The sequence below is a fragment of the Thalassotalea castellviae genome (genome assembly GCF_031846185.1).
Classification (GTDB): Bacteria; Pseudomonadota; Gammaproteobacteria; order Enterobacterales; family Alteromonadaceae; genus Thalassotalea_H; species Thalassotalea_H castellviae.
Window position 1 is genome coordinate 146,489 of record NZ_JAVRIF010000009.1, and the last position, 18,400, is coordinate 164,888.

21 protein-coding genes are annotated in these 18,400 nt (G+C 35.5%); 11 read left to right on the forward strand and 10 right to left on the reverse strand.

Annotated features, from left to right (window positions below; translation table 11 throughout):
• The first annotated feature begins 2 nt into the window (after nucleotides 1-2).
• The 3 genes from RM573_RS14915 to RM573_RS14925 all read left to right on the forward strand — a co-directional run bounded on the left by RM573_RS14915 (nucleotide 3) and on the right by RM573_RS14925 (nucleotide 3,155).
• Nucleotides 3-218: a dodecin gene (locus RM573_RS14915; RefSeq protein ID WP_311583805.1), complete on the forward strand. Its 216-nt coding sequence runs from the start codon at nucleotides 3-5 to the stop codon at nucleotides 216-218.
• A gap of 111 nt (nucleotides 219-329) precedes the next feature.
• Entirely contained in the window at nucleotides 330-2,213 is a 1,884-nt protein-coding gene (locus tag RM573_RS14920; protein WP_311583807.1) for a GNAT family N-acetyltransferase, read from the forward strand.
• Nucleotides 2,214-2,231: 18 nt separating this feature from the next.
• Nucleotides 2,232-3,155, forward strand: coding sequence for a histone deacetylase family protein (locus RM573_RS14925; RefSeq protein ID WP_311583809.1), 924 nt, complete (start codon nucleotides 2,232-2,234; stop codon nucleotides 3,153-3,155).
• 128 nt (nucleotides 3,156-3,283) lie between these two features.
• Here RM573_RS14925 and hpf read toward each other — a convergent pair whose 3' ends face one another.
• Complete coding sequence (gene hpf / locus RM573_RS14930) at nucleotides 3,284-3,619, reverse strand: ribosome hibernation-promoting factor, HPF/YfiA family (protein WP_311583811.1); 336 nt, start codon at nucleotides 3,617-3,619, stop codon at nucleotides 3,284-3,286.
• Nucleotides 3,620-3,980: 361 nt separating this feature from the next.
• Between hpf and RM573_RS14935 the strand changes: the two genes are divergently transcribed.
• Both RM573_RS14935 and lnt read left to right on the forward strand, forming a co-directional pair.
• Nucleotides 3,981-4,511 (forward strand): archaeosortase/exosortase family protein, encoded by a 531-nt coding sequence (locus RM573_RS14935; RefSeq protein ID WP_311583813.1) that lies wholly within the window; start codon nucleotides 3,981-3,983, stop codon nucleotides 4,509-4,511.
• 275 nt (nucleotides 4,512-4,786) lie between these two features.
• Nucleotides 4,787-6,325 (forward strand): apolipoprotein N-acyltransferase, encoded by a 1,539-nt coding sequence (gene lnt, locus RM573_RS14940; protein WP_311583815.1) that lies wholly within the window; start codon nucleotides 4,787-4,789, stop codon nucleotides 6,323-6,325.
• On the opposite strand, the gene RM573_RS14945 is transcribed toward lnt, so the two are convergent.
• The 3 genes from RM573_RS14945 to RM573_RS14955 all read right to left on the reverse strand — a co-directional run bounded on the left by RM573_RS14945 (nucleotide 6,322) and on the right by RM573_RS14955 (nucleotide 8,275).
• Nucleotides 6,322-6,495: a DUF3545 family protein gene (locus tag RM573_RS14945; protein WP_311583817.1), complete on the reverse strand. Its 174-nt coding sequence runs from the start codon at nucleotides 6,493-6,495 to the stop codon at nucleotides 6,322-6,324. The two genes, lnt and RM573_RS14945, sit on opposite strands and share 4 nt — an antisense overlap.
• A gap of 102 nt (nucleotides 6,496-6,597) precedes the next feature.
• Nucleotides 6,598-7,434: an HDOD domain-containing protein gene (locus RM573_RS14950; protein WP_311583819.1), complete on the reverse strand. Its 837-nt coding sequence runs from the start codon at nucleotides 7,432-7,434 to the stop codon at nucleotides 6,598-6,600.
• Between the two features lie 157 nt (nucleotides 7,435-7,591).
• Nucleotides 7,592-8,275, reverse strand: a complete 684-nt coding sequence (locus RM573_RS14955; protein WP_311583821.1) for a glutathione S-transferase family protein — start codon at nucleotides 8,273-8,275, stop codon at nucleotides 7,592-7,594.
• Nucleotides 8,276-8,409: 134 nt separating this feature from the next.
• On the opposite strand from RM573_RS14955, the gene RM573_RS14960 reads away from it, so the two are divergent.
• Nucleotides 8,410-8,970, forward strand: a complete 561-nt coding sequence (locus tag RM573_RS14960; protein WP_311583823.1) for a TetR/AcrR family transcriptional regulator — start codon at nucleotides 8,410-8,412, stop codon at nucleotides 8,968-8,970.
• Nucleotides 8,971-9,010: 40 nt separating this feature from the next.
• On the opposite strand, the gene RM573_RS14965 is transcribed toward RM573_RS14960, so the two are convergent.
• Nucleotides 9,011-9,340, reverse strand: a complete 330-nt coding sequence (locus RM573_RS14965) for a DUF6172 family protein (protein ID WP_311583825.1) — start codon at nucleotides 9,338-9,340, stop codon at nucleotides 9,011-9,013.
• Nucleotides 9,341-9,692: 352 nt separating this feature from the next.
• Nucleotides 9,693-10,628, reverse strand: a complete 936-nt coding sequence (locus tag RM573_RS14970; protein ID WP_311583827.1) for a DUF808 domain-containing protein — start codon at nucleotides 10,626-10,628, stop codon at nucleotides 9,693-9,695.
• 160 nt (nucleotides 10,629-10,788) lie between these two features.
• On the opposite strand from RM573_RS14970, the gene RM573_RS14975 reads away from it, so the two are divergent.
• Together RM573_RS14975 and RM573_RS14980 are read left to right on the forward strand one after the other, a co-directional pair.
• Nucleotides 10,789-11,169, forward strand: coding sequence for a GntR family transcriptional regulator (locus tag RM573_RS14975; protein WP_311583829.1), 381 nt, complete (start codon nucleotides 10,789-10,791; stop codon nucleotides 11,167-11,169).
• A gap of 9 nt (nucleotides 11,170-11,178) precedes the next feature.
• Nucleotides 11,179-12,039 carry a hypothetical protein gene (locus RM573_RS14980; protein ID WP_311583831.1) on the forward strand — a complete coding sequence of 287 codons (861 nt, stop codon included), beginning with the start codon at nucleotides 11,179-11,181 and terminating at the stop codon, nucleotides 12,037-12,039.
• Between the two features lie 84 nt (nucleotides 12,040-12,123).
• Here the strand turns inward: RM573_RS14980 and efpL are convergent, their stop codons facing one another.
• The 3 genes from efpL to RM573_RS14995 form a co-directional block, all read right to left on the reverse strand.
• Nucleotides 12,124-12,696, reverse strand: a complete 573-nt coding sequence (gene efpL / locus RM573_RS14985) for an elongation factor P-like protein EfpL (protein WP_311583851.1) — start codon at nucleotides 12,694-12,696, stop codon at nucleotides 12,124-12,126.
• Nucleotides 12,697-12,814: 118 nt separating this feature from the next.
• A complete protein-coding gene (locus tag RM573_RS14990; RefSeq protein ID WP_311583833.1) occupies nucleotides 12,815-13,741 on the reverse strand; it encodes a M14 family metallopeptidase in 927 nt (308 codons plus the stop codon).
• A 216-nt stretch (nucleotides 13,742-13,957) separates the two neighbouring features.
• Nucleotides 13,958-14,164 (reverse strand): hypothetical protein, encoded by a 207-nt coding sequence (locus RM573_RS14995; protein WP_311583835.1) that lies wholly within the window; start codon nucleotides 14,162-14,164, stop codon nucleotides 13,958-13,960.
• Nucleotides 14,165-14,400: 236 nt separating this feature from the next.
• Between RM573_RS14995 and RM573_RS15000 the strand changes: the two genes are divergently transcribed.
• Nucleotides 14,401-15,315: a LysR substrate-binding domain-containing protein gene (locus RM573_RS15000; protein WP_311583837.1), complete on the forward strand. Its 915-nt coding sequence runs from the start codon at nucleotides 14,401-14,403 to the stop codon at nucleotides 15,313-15,315.
• Between the two features lie 406 nt (nucleotides 15,316-15,721).
• On the opposite strand, the gene RM573_RS15005 is transcribed toward RM573_RS15000, so the two are convergent.
• Complete coding sequence (locus RM573_RS15005) at nucleotides 15,722-16,738, reverse strand: WD40 repeat domain-containing protein (RefSeq protein ID WP_311583839.1); 1,017 nt, start codon at nucleotides 16,736-16,738, stop codon at nucleotides 15,722-15,724.
• A gap of 147 nt (nucleotides 16,739-16,885) precedes the next feature.
• Here RM573_RS15005 and RM573_RS15010 point away from each other — a divergent pair, with 147 nt between their 5' ends.
• Together RM573_RS15010 and RM573_RS15015 are read left to right on the forward strand one after the other, a co-directional pair.
• On the forward strand, nucleotides 16,886-17,368 hold the full coding sequence (locus RM573_RS15010; RefSeq protein WP_311583841.1) for a VF530 family protein: 483 nt from the start codon (nucleotides 16,886-16,888) through the stop codon (nucleotides 17,366-17,368).
• 80 nt (nucleotides 17,369-17,448) lie between these two features.
• Nucleotides 17,449-18,306, forward strand: coding sequence for a PA4780 family RIO1-like protein kinase (locus RM573_RS15015; protein ID WP_311583843.1), 858 nt, complete (start codon nucleotides 17,449-17,451; stop codon nucleotides 18,304-18,306).
• Nucleotides 18,307-18,400 lie beyond the last annotated feature (94 nt).

Here is an 18,400-nt window from a genome sequence, read left to right on the forward strand (position 1 = left end):
CCATGTCAGATCATCACACTTATAAAAAAGTTGAAATGGTTGGCTCTTCAAAAAACAGTATTGAAGAAGCCATTGAAAACGCATTAGCAGAATGTCATAAAACCATTAAAAACATGGACTGGTTTGAAGTCACTGAAACACGTGGTCATATAGTAGAAGGCTCGGTAGGTCATTATCAAGTAACACTTAAAATAGGTTTTAGAATAGAAAACAGCTAGTTAACAATAAAAATACGTCTTAACTTTGTGTTATATCAAGTATAATCTTGATAATACAGATTAGTATTGTGTTCATTAATACTTTTGAACTCTTTGGGAATTTGAACATTTATGTCACTCACAAATAAAGCGGGAACTCCTGTTCAATGGGGCGATTTTTTAAAGTCAGGCAACCGGGTGTTTATTGGTTCAAATGCTGCGGTTCCCAATTTATTAATTCAAAACCTCATTGATCACAGTGCCAAGCTGCATGATATAGAAACCGTTCACATCCTTACGTTCTCCGATAATGTTTGGGCATTACCTGAACACAAAGATCTCTTTAAGGTCAATTCGTTATTTATTGGCGGTAAAAATGTTCGAGAGGCTGTTGCAGAAGGTCGCGCAGATTACACTCCTTGCTTTATTTCAGAAATACCCACGTTATTTAAGGAAAATATTTTACCGCTCGACGCGGCTTTAGTAATGGTGAGCCCACCGGATGAATATGGTTATTGTTCACTTGGTGTCAGTGTTGATGTTGTCGCCTCAGCGGTAAAGTCAGCCAAATATGTTATTGCACAAGTAAACCCCAATATGCCCTGCACGAATGGTCATAGCTTTATTCATATCAATCAAATACATGCTTGGCTTGATGGCAAGGAACCTTTACCTGAAATACCAGAGCCTGATATAGACCAAGTCTCCGAACGAATTGGCCAGTACGCGGCAATGTTGGTTGAAAATGGTTCAACGATTCAAATTGGTATAGGTAAAATTCCTGCTGCGGTTTTACGCTATTTGGCCAACCATAAAGATTTAGGTGTTCACAGTGAGATGATCTCAGATGGCATCATAGATCTCATGTTAAGTGGCGTAATAAACAATCGAAAGAAAACCTTTCACAAAGGGAAAACCGTTGTTACTTTTTGTATTGGTTCACAAAGGTTATATGATTTTGTACATAAAAATCAGCATGTTGAGTTTTACCCTTCAGAGCACATCAATTCACCGGTAAATATCGCTAAAAATGACAACATGGTTTCTATTAATAGTGCTATTGAAGTAGATTTAACCGGTCAAGTGGTATCCGATTCAATCGGCTATCATTTTTATAGCGGCATTGGAGGACAAGTAGATTTTGTGCGAGGAGCGTGGCTAAGCAAAGGAGGAAAACCTGTTATTGTACTGCCCTCTACAACTAAAGATGGCAAAATTTCACGTATTGTCCCACATGTAACAGAAGGCGGCGGAGTCGTTACCTCAAGAGGACATGTAGCTTATGTGGTAACAGAATTTGGTATTGCAAATTTAATTGGTAAAAGTATTCGAGAACGCGCCTTAGAGCTGATCAGAATCGCTCATCCTAAATTTAGAGAGCAATTATTAAAAGACGTTCGTAAAAATTATTGGGTGCCAGAATACCAAGATAATACGCCCACTTCCGTTCCCGAATTAGGCGCCATTGAATTTAAAAAATACACCTTTGCCGGTGATAGATATATCTTAAGGCCTTTAGGCCCTGCTGACGAACGTAAACTTCAAGAGTTTTTTTATTCTCATACTAAAGAAACCTTAATGATGCGATATAATCACCACGCAACACAAATGACACGTGAAAAATCTTGTAATTTAGTCAGCGTAGACCAACATAAAGATCTTGCCTTATGTTTCACTCAACAAGAACATCTTGGCGAGGTAATACAAGCAGTCGGGCGATATTATTATATTGAATCAGCGAATGCCGCTGAGGTGGCGTTTGTGATCAGAGAATGTCAACGCGGTAAAGGCATGGCGACAACACTTTTACTTCAAATAATCAAAATAGCCAAAAAACGAGGCCTTGCCAAATTGCTTGCCTGTGTTAGACGAGATAATGCTCCAATGTTAAAAGTATTTGAAAATACAGGCTTTATTCGAGGTTATTCGGAAGACTTCGATGAAGTTGCATTAACTTTTGATTTACTCGAAACCAATAAATATAAAGAAAAAAATAACGAGCATTCACAATCATAAATGTTTTAAGGAATTTTAATGACGGTTGGACTACTGAGTCATCATCGCTGTAATGGTCATAATATGGGCGAATACCACCCAGAATCTCCCGCTCGGCTAGGGGCTATTCAAGATCAATTAATTCGCAGTGGTTTAGAATATGTCGTGAAACAAATTGATGCAACGCCACTCGATCGTCAATTATTATTGCTCGCTCACGATAAAGATTATATAGATCATATTTTTGAACATGTTCCTAAAGAAGGACTTTTCAGACTCGATGATGATACCGCGATGAGTTCAAAATCATTAGAGGCCGCGCTTTATTCCGCAGGAGCCGCTAAAGATGCCGTAGACTTAGTAATGTCTAATACTTTATCATCAGCATTTTGTATTACCCGCCCGCCTGGCCATCATGCTGAACGAGATAAAGCTATGGGGTTTTGCATATTTAATAATATCGCTATTGCATCAGAATATGCCAAGAAACATTATAAATTAAAGCGAGTTGCTATAGTCGACTTTGACGTTCATCACGGTAATGGCACTGAAAATATAATCAAAGATAAAAAAGGTACCTTGTTTTGTTCTTCATACCAATACCCTTTTTATCCTTTTGAAATGCAAGCAAGTGATACGCCACCAATTATTAACACGCCACTAGATGCCACAACCAAAGGGCCTGAATTTAGAGAAATAATTGCCGAAAAATGGTTACCCGCGCTTAGAAAGTTCAAACCTGAAATGATCTTCATCTCCGCAGGTTTTGATGCGCATATTGAGGATGAAATGTCGCAAGTGAGTTTGACTGAACAAGATTATCGTTGGGTCACCGATGAAGTAAAGCGAATAGCTGATCAATACAGTAAAGGTCGAATTGTTTCGGTATTAGAAGGAGGTTATTCCTTGGGGGCATTAGGTCGATGCGCCGTTGCTCATATCAATGGTTTAATTGGCAACTAAACCTAAAAATTAGTCTGTTCAAACTATAAATCTAAAAAATTAGTCTGTTCAAACTATAAATCTAAAAAATTAAAGGCTATTCAATCACTTGAATAGCCTCTAACTTTAACATTCCTTTTTACTTTACGTTAAACAGGCATAAACCCATCTGACTGTTTGACCTGATATTTTTCATTTAATTTCTTTTTCAACACACCTTTACGATGTTTCAGCGCAGCTTGTAATTTTTTAGAAGCAGCAGCTATTGCAGAATATAGTTCTTTGCCTGATGCTTTTACTGAAACTTTTTGTCCCTCATATAAAGTTGTGACTTCCAATTTTTGTTCATGAGGCTCTACGGTAATAACCGAATCGATTGTCATTAAATCGGGAAAATGTTTGGCTATTTTAGCAAATTTGCTTTCAATGGCTTGTTTAATTGCGTCGGTAATTTCAACATGGTGACCTGATATTGTTATTTTCATAATACAACCTTCTTAAAAGTTAAAAGTATATTGAGGAGATAATCAGTATGACTTAGCGCCTATTAAATATACTCGGGGCTTACAAAAATAAAACAATGGTAAAAACAAATTATTTTTAAAACGAATGTATATAAATATTTCAAGGTTATAGTGAAAGCTTATAAGTAAATGGGATCAATGCTGTCATGGCACATTATTAACCCGTATTAAATTGTTCTGAATTTATCGAGGAGAACTCTAGGTGTTTATGATTAATTCAAAAGCTTCACGACAAAGCTATAAATATTAAATTTACCTAGCTTCCTATATCAATTCACAGATACACTGTGGCAATAAAAACCATCAAAAAAATCGCTGAGTGATGTCAAAATTATCAAAAGTAAACCAGCAAGATGAACAATCACTTGCGTTAAAATATTTTCCTAGATTTTTACTTTATCTCATTATTTTACAAAGCATTGTTTATTGGGTTCATCGTGATCTATGGCTATCTCAAACCATACAACATGCGCTTTCCAATAGTGTCGCTTATCTATATCAATTAATTGCAGAGCCGATAATTGTTGACGGAAATTTGCTCAAACACACCAATTCAACAAGGTTTTTAATTGTCGATAACGAATGTACCGGTTTAATGCTTATCGCCAGCGTTAGTGCGGTAGTTTTGGCATTAAACCAGCCAATTTATAATAAAATCTGCATGTTGATTGTGGCTGTGCTGGTATTACATGTAGAGAATATATTACGCATTATCCATTTAATGTATGAAATTAAAGAAGAAAATAATGACTTTGATTTTTATCATCTGTATATTTGGCAAATTATTAACTTCGTTACCGCCCTACTTGTCATTGTAGGTGTTGAACGAATACTTGGAAGCAAAGCACCGTAAAATGAATCACATTATCGCAGTCATTTTTATTATCTTATGTTTGGCCTTCCCCTCACTAGTATCTGCAAGCGGTGGTGGCGGTGGCGGTGGAACGAGCAGCGGCTCTAGCGTGCCGGTACTTCATACTGTTTTGCAATTAATACTTGTGGCTTTTGTCGCTTTTCTTTATCGCCATAAAAAATAGGTTATCGCTTATATTATCCTCTGATAATTCATTAAATACTCACAACACTGATAAGCAATTTAATAGCCTTTTACTGGGGCTATTCACCGTTTTGCTCTTTTACCTCGCTTTCCCCAGCGGTGGTTATGCAATTTTAACTTGGTTTACTATGGTGCCAATTATTGTTGCGCTCAATAAAGTTACGTTACGTAATGCTTTTATGTTGGGATTATTGTCTGCTACTTTAGGCTGGCTATGCAGCATTTGGTGGGCAGTTTACGGCGTAGCTGCAATTACTTCATCTGCCCCGAATATTGTTTTACCTTTTGTTTTTATATTTTGTCTAATCTCAGCAATTCCTTATGCATGTGCTTGTTGGCTTCACGTACGCTTTAAGTTTGGGCAATCGTTGTCAGGAGCATTTTTTTCAGCAACATTTTTTACGGTAGTGGTAAATTACATTCCCCATATATTACCAGGCAACCTTGCACACGCTTTATACCTTCAGCCGTTATTCACTCAATTAGCTGATATCGGGGGGGTTGCGTTAGTCTTCTTCCTTATTCATTGTATCAACCTATTAATTGCCAATGGTATTACCTTAGTCAACACAGATAAAACAAAAGCGTTGCAATGCTTTATCGTGGCGTTAGTTTTGTTTTTCGCAAACATTGGTTATGGACACTATAAAAAAAATGAAGTGATTGGGGATTACCCAATTCAAGCAAACAGTACAACATCTACCAAAATGATATCGAAAGAAAAAAGTCTTCGAGTAGCAATTGTCCAACCTAATATCGATATAACCAATAGGACCCGGGATGATTGGTTAACGGTAAAAGCAGAGCTTGACCAACTACTTTTACAAATAGAAAATGAACAGAACATTGATTTAGTGGTTTTTCCTGAAATTCCTGTTCCTATTTCTTATCGTTATTACCCAGAAGATGAAGTATTTTTTAAGCCATTATTAAAAAACTCCTCGCTGTTACTAACAACAATTAAACCCCTTAATGAAACCTTAGATAATAACGCTGGGTATTTTAATACCATGGAACTTTTTGGCGATAATGCCGTAGAACAAACCTATGCTAAGCAGGTGCTCTTACCGTTTGGTGAGTATCTGCCTTTCGAGCAACAACTGCCTTGGCTAAGAGAGATATTTCCATTTGCACCAAATTATAAACCTGGTAATCAATCTGCGTTATTTGAAGTTAAAAACTCACAAAACATAAGTTTCAAGGCTGTTCCGTTGATCTGTTATGAAGCTGTTTTTACCGAGCAAGTTGCCAAAGGTATGGCTCAAGGGGGCGAGTTTTTGATCAATAGTTCAAATGATGCTTGGTTTTATCATACCTCAGGAAAACGAGTACATATGGCCCTTTCGCTTTTTCGAAGCATTGAATATCGAAAATATCTAATAAGAGTGACCAATACTGGGCTCACTGCTGTTTTAGATCCCTATGGTAATATTGTTGAAGGCTCTCAAATTAAAGAGAATACACATGGCTATTCTGTTGTTGATATACCAATATATGACACAGCAAGTTTTTACCAGCAACATCCCAATGCCGTTAAATATATATTGCTATTAGTGAGCCTTCTCAGTTTCATTTATTATGGCACAAAGCGCTCTACACTAAACGTTTAAAAAGAGTATTGTTCCATTTCAGCAATTTGCTTTTTCAAACGTCGTTGTTCTTTGATTGTTTCTATTTCACGCCATTTACGCTTATTTGTTTTACCTTTATTTTTGACTGCTTTTTCAGAAAACTCTTCGTCATTTATAAAATCAAATTCATCCCAATTAAACTTATTCATTTTCGAACTCCTCAATAATTTGTAGGAGAAAGATAAAATTAAAAGATGACAATTATTTTACGATTACATGAACAATCAATGACGATTAGCGAAACTAAGTCATTAAATAACATTTAATGAAGACATGATTGCCATACCTTCCACATTGCAAAACTCGAGAGCTTGGTCAATATCATCAAGGGTTAATGATAAATCTTCTAACAAATGTTGCCCTAAAAATGTTTTCTTTGAGTACATGCCAGGATGAGAGTTGATCAAGGCTAAACGTGTGGTAATAAAAAGCAGCGTCGATTTTTTATCAAGATCTTCGTTATAAGCATCTTTATATAAGGCAATAGGTTCAATAATACTTGTCGGTAACTGCCATAATGATAATAACTCAGCACTACATTGAGAAAACGTAAAACCAAAGGTATCAATTTGACGATCCCATGGCGTTTCTTCTCTGTCATAACCTTCACAATACTGCACTTTTTTGGGGCTGGTGTGAACAATGGCTAATTCACCAATATTATGTAAAAGCCCAGACAAGAACATCGAATCAGCGTTTTCAAGTTTAATTTTTTTGGCTAAAAATTTGGTCAATAATGCGCAATCAACACTAATTTCCCAAAACTTATCCATATCTAAAATCGTTGGATCTAATCCAGAAAAAGCCGCGGTAACGCCATAAGTATCAATTAATGTTTGGACTTCTTTGATCCCTAAGATCATCAGTGCTCGATCAATCGAGTCTATTTCTTTTGGAAAATTAAAAAGCGCGCTGTTGGCAATTTTAAGTAAACTTGATGCTAGAGCGGGTTCTAACGAGAGTAAAGCAGAAATGTCTGCAAGCGTCGTGCTTTCATCAGCTAACATGTCTTTAAGTTTAAGATAAATATCAGGTAATACACATAGTTGTTGCGCTTTAATGGCATACTCATGAGCAGTTAAAGACATAAAACTAATCCTCTCTCAACAGTGTTGTTTTTATTAAAAATAACACCTCTATTCAAGAAAGGATAGCCCGTGATCAACATAGCGATAAAAATTTTCTACTTAAAATAACATTAAAAGAGTACGCATACATTTATTCGCTATTTGATTCGAGAAATGATCACCAGTTCTTCGGCGCAATTAATACTTTTTTACTATTTTCACGTACCATTAAAGCGCTTAAATACTTGACGATTAAAGGATATCTATCAATCAAATTAAAAGGCTCTGGTAATGTTGAAAGATAATGAAGTATCGGAGCAATTAAAGCATCTGCTATGGATAATTGCTCATTATTAAGTGTATCACTGTGCTTCAGTTCATTTTCAATGATCGACAGAGCATCCAGAGCTGGCTGTTGCATTGACTGAACAACATCAAGTCTCACTTTACCCTGCTCTCCTTTAGGAAAAGCAAACTCTAATAAATAATCTCTGACAAGGGCTTTATCTAAATAGATAGAAATAATGGCACTAAACGCATCTATTCGTGCCATTTGATGCGCCGAGAAACAGGTTGACACCTTAGGCATAAATGTCGCTTGAAGATAACGACAAATCGAAGCAGTTTCACAGAGAATTAACCCTTGATGTTTGATAATGGGAAATTTTCCATACGGGTGTAATTTAAAGTGTTGCTCGCTTTTTAGCTCCACCAGCTCACCTGAAAACTGTAACCCTGTGCAATAATCAAGCTGATATTCTTCACATAACAACATAATGCTGCGAACAAAATTTGAAAAACTGGGGCCAAAAATTTCAATCTGCTTATTATCGTTTGATGGAGCCTGAGAGTGCTGGTTCATTTTCTATTCCTTTAACTTAATTAAGTGAAGTCTTATTGATGAATGTAGAGCAAAAATAAAACTTTTAACAATATGTTCAAGAACATATTTTAAATTTATGTGAGACTGTTTAAAAATCTGATTAAGGCACTATTATGGCGTGGCATAAACATCACAAAAAACAATCAAAAGATAAAATACTGACGAGTGCAGCCGATTTATTTACCCGTTATGGCTTTGAAAAAGTATCAATAAATCAAGTCATGGAGAATGCTAAATTAACACGTGGGGCGTTTTACGCTCACTTCGCTTCTAAAAGTGAGTTATATGCCCAAGCTATTACCAAAGCAGGAATATTAGCGAGTAATGATCATCTTAGCCACTGTGACGGTAGCTTAATGGGAATAACTAAGCGTTATTTAAGTGATGAGCATCGCAATGAAACAGTTAAGCATCTTTGTCCATTAGCATTTTTGGTGACTGATATTAATCAGCAGAATAAAACAGTTAAAGACACTTATACCAATATTTTTAAAGGCTTTGTTGACAATGCCAACCAACAAATAAAATGTGATCAAAAAGCCTTACAAGTCGCGACATTGATGATTGGTGGCTTAGCATTATCAAAAGCAATAAATGATCCAGTATTGAGTGATGAATTACTTATTGCTTGTCAGGAAGGTATCGCAAACTTAATAAATGCTAATATAAGTTAGACTAATGATCAAAAACAAGATGGCTCATGAATATAACGTATTAGTCTTCATCTTCATCAAGGCTTTCACTTAAGTCTTCATCAGGAGCTGTAAACTGGCGATTAGCCATTTTCACTATCACTTCAACATAAAAAGAATCAGCGCCAGCTGCAACTGCTTCATCAATTGATTTATTAATAGCAGTTAAGTGCACAACATCCGCCGTAGGTTCAGTTAAACCAAATTTGCAATCAAAATCCCAATAATCAACACCTTCAGGTAAGGTTTTGTTTCGCTCTCTTTTAATATATTTTTTAATTTCACTTTTAATAGCATCAACTCTACGAGCCGGTTTAATTTTAGGGTGAGTCAGTTGAAACGTTTTTTTCATGAAAGTCCTATCTATAATTTTGGTAAAGAATCTACTGGTATGAGCCTAACGAGGCGTATGGGTATTTTACGCTGTATTTTATCGGATAGCGAACAAAGAACTCACATGCTGTGATTAATTAATTAATCAAGCCAGAGTTACGATTATGCTAAAGAGCTCAAGTTTTAACTATCAGCACAGCATACTTATACTAAAAACACGACGCTATGACTATTTAAGACACTAGAGCTTTGAGCAAAATCTCTGTTATTGATAGCGATAGCCCGTAAATCCTTATTATTTATTTTATCAGTAAGCACTTAAAGTGCCCTTAAAAATAAACTTGTCGGCTCAATCCCTGTGTGAAAAGTACTTACTGTGCTTGAAATTTTTTGTAAATATACATGAGGAAAAACAAGAGTAATCCGGCTAAAAGCCCAATGATTCCTTCGATACTCATGGGTACGATCACAGTTGAGAACGTCAATTCAAAACGTTGAGTCCAAAGAACCATAGCTTCTACTTTATGATGTAGCCAAGTAAAACTGTGAACTAATATTCCTCCTCCAACTAAGAACATTGCAACAGTGCCAACAACAGATAAGGTTTTCATTAATACTGGTGCAAACATTAAAATTGAGCGCCCTAAACTACGTTGCAGTGCATTGAACTTACCAGAGACTGATTTTCTTAATAAATATAATCCCAAATCATCAAGTTTGACAATGGCAGCAACAAAGCCATAAACGCCGATAGTAAAGGCAATAGCCAAACCAGAAACGACCATAATTTGTGTTTGAAAAGCTGCTTCTTTAACAGAGCCTAAGACAATCACAATGATCTCTGCCGACAAGATAAAGTCTGTTCTAATCGCGCCTTTAATTTTATTTTTTTCAAATACAACTAAATCGACACTTTCGTCAGCAATATTTTTTAGCTTCTCTTGGTGAGCTTCTTGCAATTTTTCTTTATTTAAAAGGAACTGATGGGTTATTTTTTCAGCGCCTTCATAACATAAAAACAACCCTCCCAAGACCATTAACACGGTAATTAAAGGGGGATATATCGCGCTAATTAATAATGCTGCTGGCACCAAGATAAACTTGTTAAGAAATGAGCCTTTTGCAACCGCCCAAACAACCGGTAACTCCCTATCTGCTTTCACACCGGAGACTTGTTCAGCATTTAAAGCAAGATCATCACCTAATACTCCGGCGGTCTTTTTCGCTGCAACTTTCGATAAAATTGCAACATCATCTAACACTGTCGCAATATCATCAATGAGTACTAATAAACTTGAGCCTGCCACACGCTTCCTTATTTATAATAAGTAAAACTACAAAATTTAAACTGCTAAATACTTATAACATCTATTAGCCATTCTCCCAATTTCTTTGCACTATTTATTGCATTATTAAAAAACCAGTTGTACCATTACATCAAGAGGTACACCAAAAAATAATGTGATTATGGAAATAGTAATTAATATTGAAGATCCAACACCTTTGTTTACTCAGCTTGTTGAGCAAATAAAACAAGCAGTCAAAGATAAAAAAATCAAACCCGGTGACCCCCTACCTTCAATTAGACAACTTGCCAATGATTTAGAAGTAAATAGTAAAACCGTTGCCAAAGCTTATCGATTGCTCGAAAGAGATTCTGTAATACAGGCGAAAGGTTATCGAGGCACTTTTATTCATGAAGATGCAGTTAAAAACAGTGATTTTGATATTAATCAATGGATCACAACTCAACTCGAAGAGTCAGTTGCTTTACTTAAAAAATCAGGAGCAACTGATTCCGAAATAAGAATAGCGTTCACTAATGTGATGAACAATAACAAATATTAAGGAACAATTATGAGCATGTCTATTATTCTACTTTTAGTAGTGATCAGCCAAGTTTGGCTGCTCTCGTATTTTTATCCAAAACAAGTAGTTAAACGCATTAATTATGTGTTAACTCATTGTCCTGAGCAAGATTATCCCAAGCTCTATCCGGTACCTGCAAAACGAATTCATACTATTAAACTTGTTTATCAGACGATGAACTATTTATTTATGATGATTGGCGCAGGATTAATTTTTTATTTTACTTATATCGTTCCCGATTATAGAGCACACATCAATATTCTGGATGATTTACCGTTATTATTTGGTATTGCGCAATTTATACCCTTATTTATCCTAGAACTGCTTGGCTACAAACATTTAAAGTTAATGCGACAGCAAAATACGCAAACAAATCGAACTGCTGAATTGCAACCAAGACTTTTATTTAATTTTGTCTCGCCTTTTTATTTAGCGTTAGCAGTATTAACTTATTTAAGCTTTATCATTTATGAATTATTTCTATGTGATTTTATATTAAATGTTGATGCGGCAATTAAAATTGGTACAGTGACTCTCACCAATATCATGTTTATCGCAATTGGTATGGCTAATTTATACGGTAAAAAACGTGACCCATACCAGGAGAATACAGATAGAAATAAACAAACAAAATTTGTATTAGAGTCTTTTGTTTTTATCAGTATTTTTATGACAATATATTTAATGATGCATTCTTGGGTAAATATTTATGAATTAAATATTCTTGAAGTGTTAATAAATAGTCTTTATTTTCAAGTATTAGCCTTGTTCAGTATTGGCGCATTATTGGGACGCTTCAAGGTTAATGAATTGAATTTTAATGTTTATAAAGCAGACAAAATTGCGTAATCCATGCTTTAAGTAATAAAAAAGGATATTTCTTTTGAGAAATATCCTTCAATCAATTTCATAGTTAATAATTCTATAAAAATGTTATTTATCAGCACGGCCCATAAATTTACGTTCTTCGGTATTAATTTTAATTCTATCACCGGTCGATATATGTTCAGGAACTTGTACCGTTAAACCCGTTGATAAAATAGCAGGCTTGGTTCTAGCTGTTGCAGAGCCGCCTTTTATTGAGGGATCTGTTTCAACAATTTCAAGTTCAACACTTGCCGGTACATCAACACCTACAGGTGAACCATCAACAAGAATAACTGACAAACCTTCTGTCGCTTCAGTAATAAAAACCACTTCATCTTCAATCGAAGATTTATTCAAATTATATGGCGTATAGTCTTCATTATCCATAAAGACATATTCATCACCATCAATATAAGAGAACATTGCCGCACGACGACTTAAATCAGCAAAATTAAGCATGTCTGAGTCTTTAAAAGTTTCATCAACTTTTCCACCAGTGACCACATCGTACATTCTCATACGATATAAACTGCCACCTGCTCTTCCTTGTGGAACAGAACGTTCAATGTCTTTAACAATTAACACTTTACCATTGTGTTCAATCGCTGCATTTTTTTTAATATCACTCGCCTTTGGCATAAAGTTTTTCTCTATAAAATAAATTAAATGGAAAATACCACGTTTAGTTGTTTTATCAAGCGCTAATGCATTTCTCACATGCTTTAAATCAATAAAATGACATTATTACTATAAAAAACTAAACGGTTTCATCAGTCAAAATATAATCCAAACCACCGGTGATTACTGCCACTTGCGCTAAATTACATTGCTGACTCGAAACTTTAGGGCTGTCTGGATAGACTTCGGTTGTCGTAACAAATTTAGCATCAGATAACCCCATACATAATCCATATTCTCTTGCCGAATAATTTATCACGCCAGGTTGCGTAACGGGGCTGCCAATCAATTGACTATTTTCATCTGCAGCGGCAATATGGGTAACTTTTTTCACATTCTCAATTATCGCTTTTTGAAAATCTGCTTGTGGTTCAAGCGTATTTCCCACTAAATAAAAACCATCTGGAATATTCCAGTTATCATGCACAGTCGCATCACGAGCAGCAAGCGCAGGTCTAAACTCAGCATTATCAGAGTCGGTAGTTTCATGTAAATCAAAATGAGCAAATAACGAAACCTTTAACGATGATAAGTAAGAGATTAAAGCAGCAGACTCTTCTGCTGGACTGTTCTTATAGAAAGACCGATTTGGATCGATTGCATTAGGGTTCCAACGGTTGATTGTTTCATATCCCCATGGACTCAAACACGGCGCAACCAGAAAGTTAAAAGCTGACTCATATCTGTGTGCATGTTCTTTAGCAAAAAGCAAAGCGCCTTGTACGCCGCTTGTTTCATAACCATGCACACCTCCTGTGACAAGCACGGTTTTTTTAGCGTGATCAAATGTTTTGCTTTTTAAAATAAACAAGGGGTAACGTTGTTCATCAATGGGCAAAGCACCATATTGTTGAATCTCAAAATCACTCTTTAAGGCATTAATTTTCGTGATCACTTCATCATAATATGAACGTTTCACTGATTGAAGAGCAAACCATTGCTGCTTCTCTTCATTTCCCCATGGTTTTCCTTGTTTACCAATAGGGTAAGCTTGCTGTTTATTCATTTATCGCCTTATGTATACGGATTTGATGCATTAATTTTCGAGAGTTTAGCGATTAAAAAGTGGATTATCAAACTGATCTATTTTAATTGGATTAAATACCACAACTAAATGGGAATGAAAATTTATCATGAAAAGAGAATAAAAGTGGAATAAGCGCACTGAAAAATATTAATACGCTTTTATCACGTTTAAGTATTAATGAGCGTACAGTTAATATTAAAGGTCGATATTGTTCTGTTCATCTTCATCTTCATCCTCTTCCTCGTCATCGTCGATAATATCAGGAGTAACGGTATCAACCACTTCAATAGCCCCTCCTACAACGACAGATGCAACACCAACCGTGGCCGTAACGACAGTACAACCTGTTTGTAAAATAAGTAGCAACGGGATAAAAATGAAAATTATCGTCAAACGTGCCATTGGGCTTTCTCAGTTAACATTGAAATTTAGTGACACAAAGAATATCCGAATTTCAATAAAATAACACCTAACATGAATAAGACAAAAACAACTTTCCGATTGTTGTTAGATCGGCTTCTAGCAAAAAAGGTAAATTCAATAGATAAATTAAATTCATCAATAACCTTCACACTTTCTATCATTGTGTGGTAAAAACACTGACTGAATCTTTTTTGTTAAATTAAAATTGGAATTGAATGGTGGCTACTTCAAAGGCAAAAAAACTCCCTCCCTTGCATTTGCTTTCGATATTTGAATCTTCTGCCCGCTTAGAAAGTTTTAAATTAGCGAGTGAAGAACTTTTTCTAACGCCTTCTGCCGTTAGCCACCAAATCAAATCATTAGAAGAATATATTGGTACCTCATTATTTATTCGAAAAAGCAGAGGTGTGAAATTAAACTCAGCCGGAAAATTATACTTAAACTATATTCAACAAGGCCTCGACCAAATTGAACAAGGTACAAAAGCAGTTAAACGAAAGTACTTATCTCCGAACCTAAAAATTTCAACCTTTGCCACTATGGCAACTAACGTCATTTTGCCCCAATTAGGATTATTTCAACAAGCACATCCAGAGATAGGAATTCGAATTGAAACGGGATTAGACCTCACTGACTTTCGTTATGAAGACTTTGATTTAGCGATTAGAATAGGTAACGGTGATTGGCCAAATGTCAGCATGAAAAAACTGCTTGATATTAAAGTTGCCGCTCTATGCTCTCAAGAATTTGCCGATAAACATCAATTAACATCGATAGAGCAAATAAAAAACATTCCTTTAATTGATTTAACTAGCATGGATAACATTTGGCAAACTTGGGCGGAGGCCGCAGGTCTTGAAAACATAAATGTCGAGCATAATTTAACCTTTAGCAGTTACGAATCATCCTTACATGCTGCCGAGCAAGGCTTGGGACTATGTTTGGCATTAATGCCTATTGAAAACTCGCTAGTAAATCGAAAAGTATTAATAGATCCTTTTAATAAAACCGTCCCTTTTGGTCGAGCTCTCTACGCAGTTTACCGTGATGAAGACAAAGACAGGCATGATATTCAATGCTTCTTAAATTGGTTGATTAAATCTCCAAATATGATTGAGTCAGATGGGTAATATTAAGCATTTATTAAGTGAATGAAATTCACCTTTAGTGTGAATATAATCCTTTTGAAACTAGTCTAATTTATCACTAACATACTTGCATCAATAAATTACTGAAGTGAAGTTAGAGGGAATTATGCTTTTATCAATGATTAAATATCTTTATCGCGTGTTATCAACGTTAATCGTTTTTATACCTATAACACTCAATGTTATGTACCCTTCGAGCATTATCAATTCATTGCTCTATATCCCAGTATTATCATTAAGCTTAGCACTACTTTTCATCTATTTTGAAAAGCAAATCACACAATATTACTGGTCGATAAAAAAGCAATCATTCACAAACATTGAGCGTTCAAACGAAAAAGCATTGAGCGAAAAATTTTTCTTATGTGAAATTTGCAAAGTCAATAACTTACTTAAATAACGGTGCTGGCCATAACTCTAATACAGCATCAGAACTTAGTGTTATTACATCATTTTGTTCATTTACAGCAAAGTCTAATACGGTACTGCCAAAATTATAAGCTTTAATTTCTCCTTGGCTTATTTCGTTACCTGACATGACATCCCATAAAGAAATTTGATATTTTGATGAAGAGGTTAATAATTTTTTCGCTCCAGAGATGAAAATCGCTTCTCTAAAGTATCGGTTGCGTTCGAAATAGCTCAACGATGAAATTTCTTGACCTTTATTTAAAGAAAAAAATGTTTGATTATTGAGAGCATCTGACACAAATAACCGCTGTGATAAGTCATCAAACGCTAAACTGGTGATGCGAAAAGGTTGCTCATTACTCCAAATCACTTTCCCAGAAGCTAGATCCCACTTTATGGCTTGACCATCGAGTGAAGCAGATACTAATTTTTGTTCATTGTCACTAAAGATCAAATGATTAACGGGCCCATCGTGTAAAGCGAACTGAGATCTCAGACCATTAGTTATATCTACAACAACGACACTGCCTTCCGTTAAACCAATAATAACCTTATTACCGATTGAGTTAATTAAAATTTGACTAATTTCAGCGTCACGATCAAAGCCATTAACTTCCCAGGTAAGCGGTTTATGTTTTGAGTTAACAGATAGTAGTGTTACTGAGTGTTTACCTGCAACAGCAAGCCACTGCTGATTATTCGATAACACCACATAATATTGCTGTTGTGGAAACAGAGAACTCGGCCACTGTTTAATAAGCGTATAATTTGAGTTTTGCCAAAGTGATAGATTATTTTTAATATCTAGAATAACTGAATATTGACCATCATTTGACAAATCACCATCAATTAAAGCCGCCTGCGTAAGTTGGTGATGTTCATTAGCAAGTAACAAATTAGGTTTTTCACACCCTAAAAGTAATACGCTTAATAGCAGTGTGAGTACAAAGAGTAACGTTTGATATATTTTCATTTTGTTTAGTACATTACCCATGATTGGTAAAACCTGTTATGACGTCGTTTCTATGAGCATAACTAATTAATCTTAGTTTTCTAACTTTTATTTTACTTCATTTTCTGATCTTAATAGCTTAGCAGTATATAATTAAATCATTCACTTAATAATATAATCAATAAATTTATGACCAGCGAAAACGAACAGTTAAATAACCCATTACATGGATTAAAACTTGATACCTTATTAAATGAATTAGTAAGTTACTATGGTTTTGAAATACTGGCGGAATATACCAATATAAATTGCTTCAAAAATCGAGCAACTATAGCTTCGAGTCTCAAGTTTTTACGTAAAACAGAATGGGCGCGGGAGAAAATAGAGCGTTTTTATCTTTACAATTATAAGAATTTACCTAAAGCTGATGATACGCAATACGAAATTCCACCACGTCAACGTATCATTCCTGCGCATCAAAAACCGCGTGAGCCTAAACAATTAATTTTAGGACAAGCTCCTTCACCAAAACCGAAAAAAGTTAATGACAATCGTTCATTTAACAATAAAGAGCAGGTAAAAAAACAAACGAATTATTCAAAAACACACCAGAAAGTCACAATTTCAAATACAGACAAGCCGGTTGATCCTTGGAGCAACTCGCCAAAATGATCATTACCGATGACACAAATACTATCGCGCTTTTCCCTGAGGTTATATTTATAACCCTTGAACTTAACTACCGAGATTAAATGAAAGTACCTAAACGATTACAACCTCTAATTGATGATGGCCTAATTGATGAAGTGCTCAGTCAATTAATGAGTGGCAAAGAAGCAACCGTTTATACCGTAAAATGTGGCAATAAAGTACGATGCGCAAAAGTATATAAGGAAGCGAATAAACGCAGTTTTAAAAAGGCAGCGCAATACCAAGAAGGACGTAAAAGTAGAAATAGCCGTCGAGCAAGAGCGATGGAAAAAGGCTCAAAATACGGAAAAAGCCAACAAGAAGAAGCTTGGCAAAATGCTGAGGTTGATGCCTTGTACCTTTTAGCAGCTGCCGGTGTACGTGTACCAGAGCCATATGGATGTTTTGATGGTGTATTACTGATGGAGTTAATAACAGATGATGAAGGTAATGTAGCCTCTCGTTTAAATGATGTTGTTATGGACGCAGAGCAAGCACGAGAAGATCATGAAATAGTCATGATTTATATTATGCGCATGCTCTGTGCTGGCGTTATACATGGCGATCTATCAGAATTTAACGTATTAGTAGATGAATATGGTCCAGTGATTATTGACTTACCACAGGCAGTAGATGCTGCGGCAAATAACAATGCCCGTAAAATGCTAAAACGTGATGTTGATAATATGACGACTTATTATGGTCAATTTGCTCCTGACTTACTTTCAAGTCGTTATGCAGAGGAAATGTGGTTTCTTTATGAAAATAGCGAACTAACACCTGACACTGAGCTCACAGGTAGGTTTAAAGACAACAATAAAGCGGCTGATGTAGATAATGTCATAGAAGAAATTAAAGCAGCCTATGAAGAGGAACAAGCTAGGCTAGAAAGAATACGTGAGTCTCAAGAAACAGAATAGTTCCAGTCTTTTATACTTATAAATTAAACTTAAATATTTTTCATATCGTTTAATCGCACGCTCGTTAATAAAATTTAAACAGTTATATTAAATC

What these genes read in the sequence shown, in the direction of transcription:
- RM573_RS14935 (WP_311583813.1), top strand. Translation starts at nt 3,981, where the DNA reads ATGTCAAAATTATCAAAAGTAAACCAGCAAGATGAACAATCACTTGCG.
- RM573_RS14915 (WP_311583805.1), top strand. Translation starts at nt 3, where the DNA reads ATGTCAGATCATCACACTTATAAAAAAGTTGAAATGGTTGGCTCTTCA.
- RM573_RS14980 (WP_311583831.1), top strand. Translation starts at nt 11,179, where the DNA reads ATGAGCATGTCTATTATTCTACTTTTAGTAGTGATCAGCCAAGTTTGG.
- RM573_RS14960 (WP_311583823.1), top strand. Translation starts at nt 8,410, where the DNA reads ATGGCGTGGCATAAACATCACAAAAAACAATCAAAAGATAAAATACTG.
- RM573_RS15005 (WP_311583839.1), bottom strand. Translation starts at nt 16,738, where the DNA reads ATGGGTAATGTACTAAACAAAATGAAAATATATCAAACGTTACTCTTT.
- RM573_RS14945 (WP_311583817.1), bottom strand. Translation starts at nt 6,495, where the DNA reads ATGAATAAGTTTAATTGGGATGAATTTGATTTTATAAATGACGAAGAG.
- RM573_RS14920 (WP_311583807.1), top strand. Translation starts at nt 330, where the DNA reads ATGTCACTCACAAATAAAGCGGGAACTCCTGTTCAATGGGGCGATTTT.
- RM573_RS14990 (WP_311583833.1), bottom strand. Translation starts at nt 13,741, where the DNA reads ATGAATAAACAGCAAGCTTACCCTATTGGTAAACAAGGAAAACCATGG.
- RM573_RS15015 (WP_311583843.1), top strand. Translation starts at nt 17,449, where the DNA reads ATGAAAGTACCTAAACGATTACAACCTCTAATTGATGATGGCCTAATT.
- RM573_RS14950 (WP_311583819.1), bottom strand. Translation starts at nt 7,434, where the DNA reads ATGTCTTTAACTGCTCATGAGTATGCCATTAAAGCGCAACAACTATGT.
- RM573_RS14925 (WP_311583809.1), top strand. Translation starts at nt 2,232, where the DNA reads ATGACGGTTGGACTACTGAGTCATCATCGCTGTAATGGTCATAATATG.
- RM573_RS15010 (WP_311583841.1), top strand. Translation starts at nt 16,886, where the DNA reads ATGACCAGCGAAAACGAACAGTTAAATAACCCATTACATGGATTAAAA.
- hpf (WP_311583811.1), bottom strand. Translation starts at nt 3,619, where the DNA reads ATGAAAATAACAATATCAGGTCACCATGTTGAAATTACCGACGCAATT.
- RM573_RS14965 (WP_311583825.1), bottom strand. Translation starts at nt 9,340, where the DNA reads ATGAAAAAAACGTTTCAACTGACTCACCCTAAAATTAAACCGGCTCGT.
- RM573_RS14955 (WP_311583821.1), bottom strand. Translation starts at nt 8,275, where the DNA reads ATGAACCAGCACTCTCAGGCTCCATCAAACGATAATAAGCAGATTGAA.
- RM573_RS15000 (WP_311583837.1), top strand. Translation starts at nt 14,401, where the DNA reads ATGGTGGCTACTTCAAAGGCAAAAAAACTCCCTCCCTTGCATTTGCTT.
- RM573_RS14995 (WP_311583835.1), bottom strand. Translation starts at nt 14,164, where the DNA reads ATGGCACGTTTGACGATAATTTTCATTTTTATCCCGTTGCTACTTATT.
- efpL (WP_311583851.1), bottom strand. Translation starts at nt 12,696, where the DNA reads ATGCCAAAGGCGAGTGATATTAAAAAAAATGCAGCGATTGAACACAAT.
- RM573_RS14975 (WP_311583829.1), top strand. Translation starts at nt 10,789, where the DNA reads ATGGAAATAGTAATTAATATTGAAGATCCAACACCTTTGTTTACTCAG.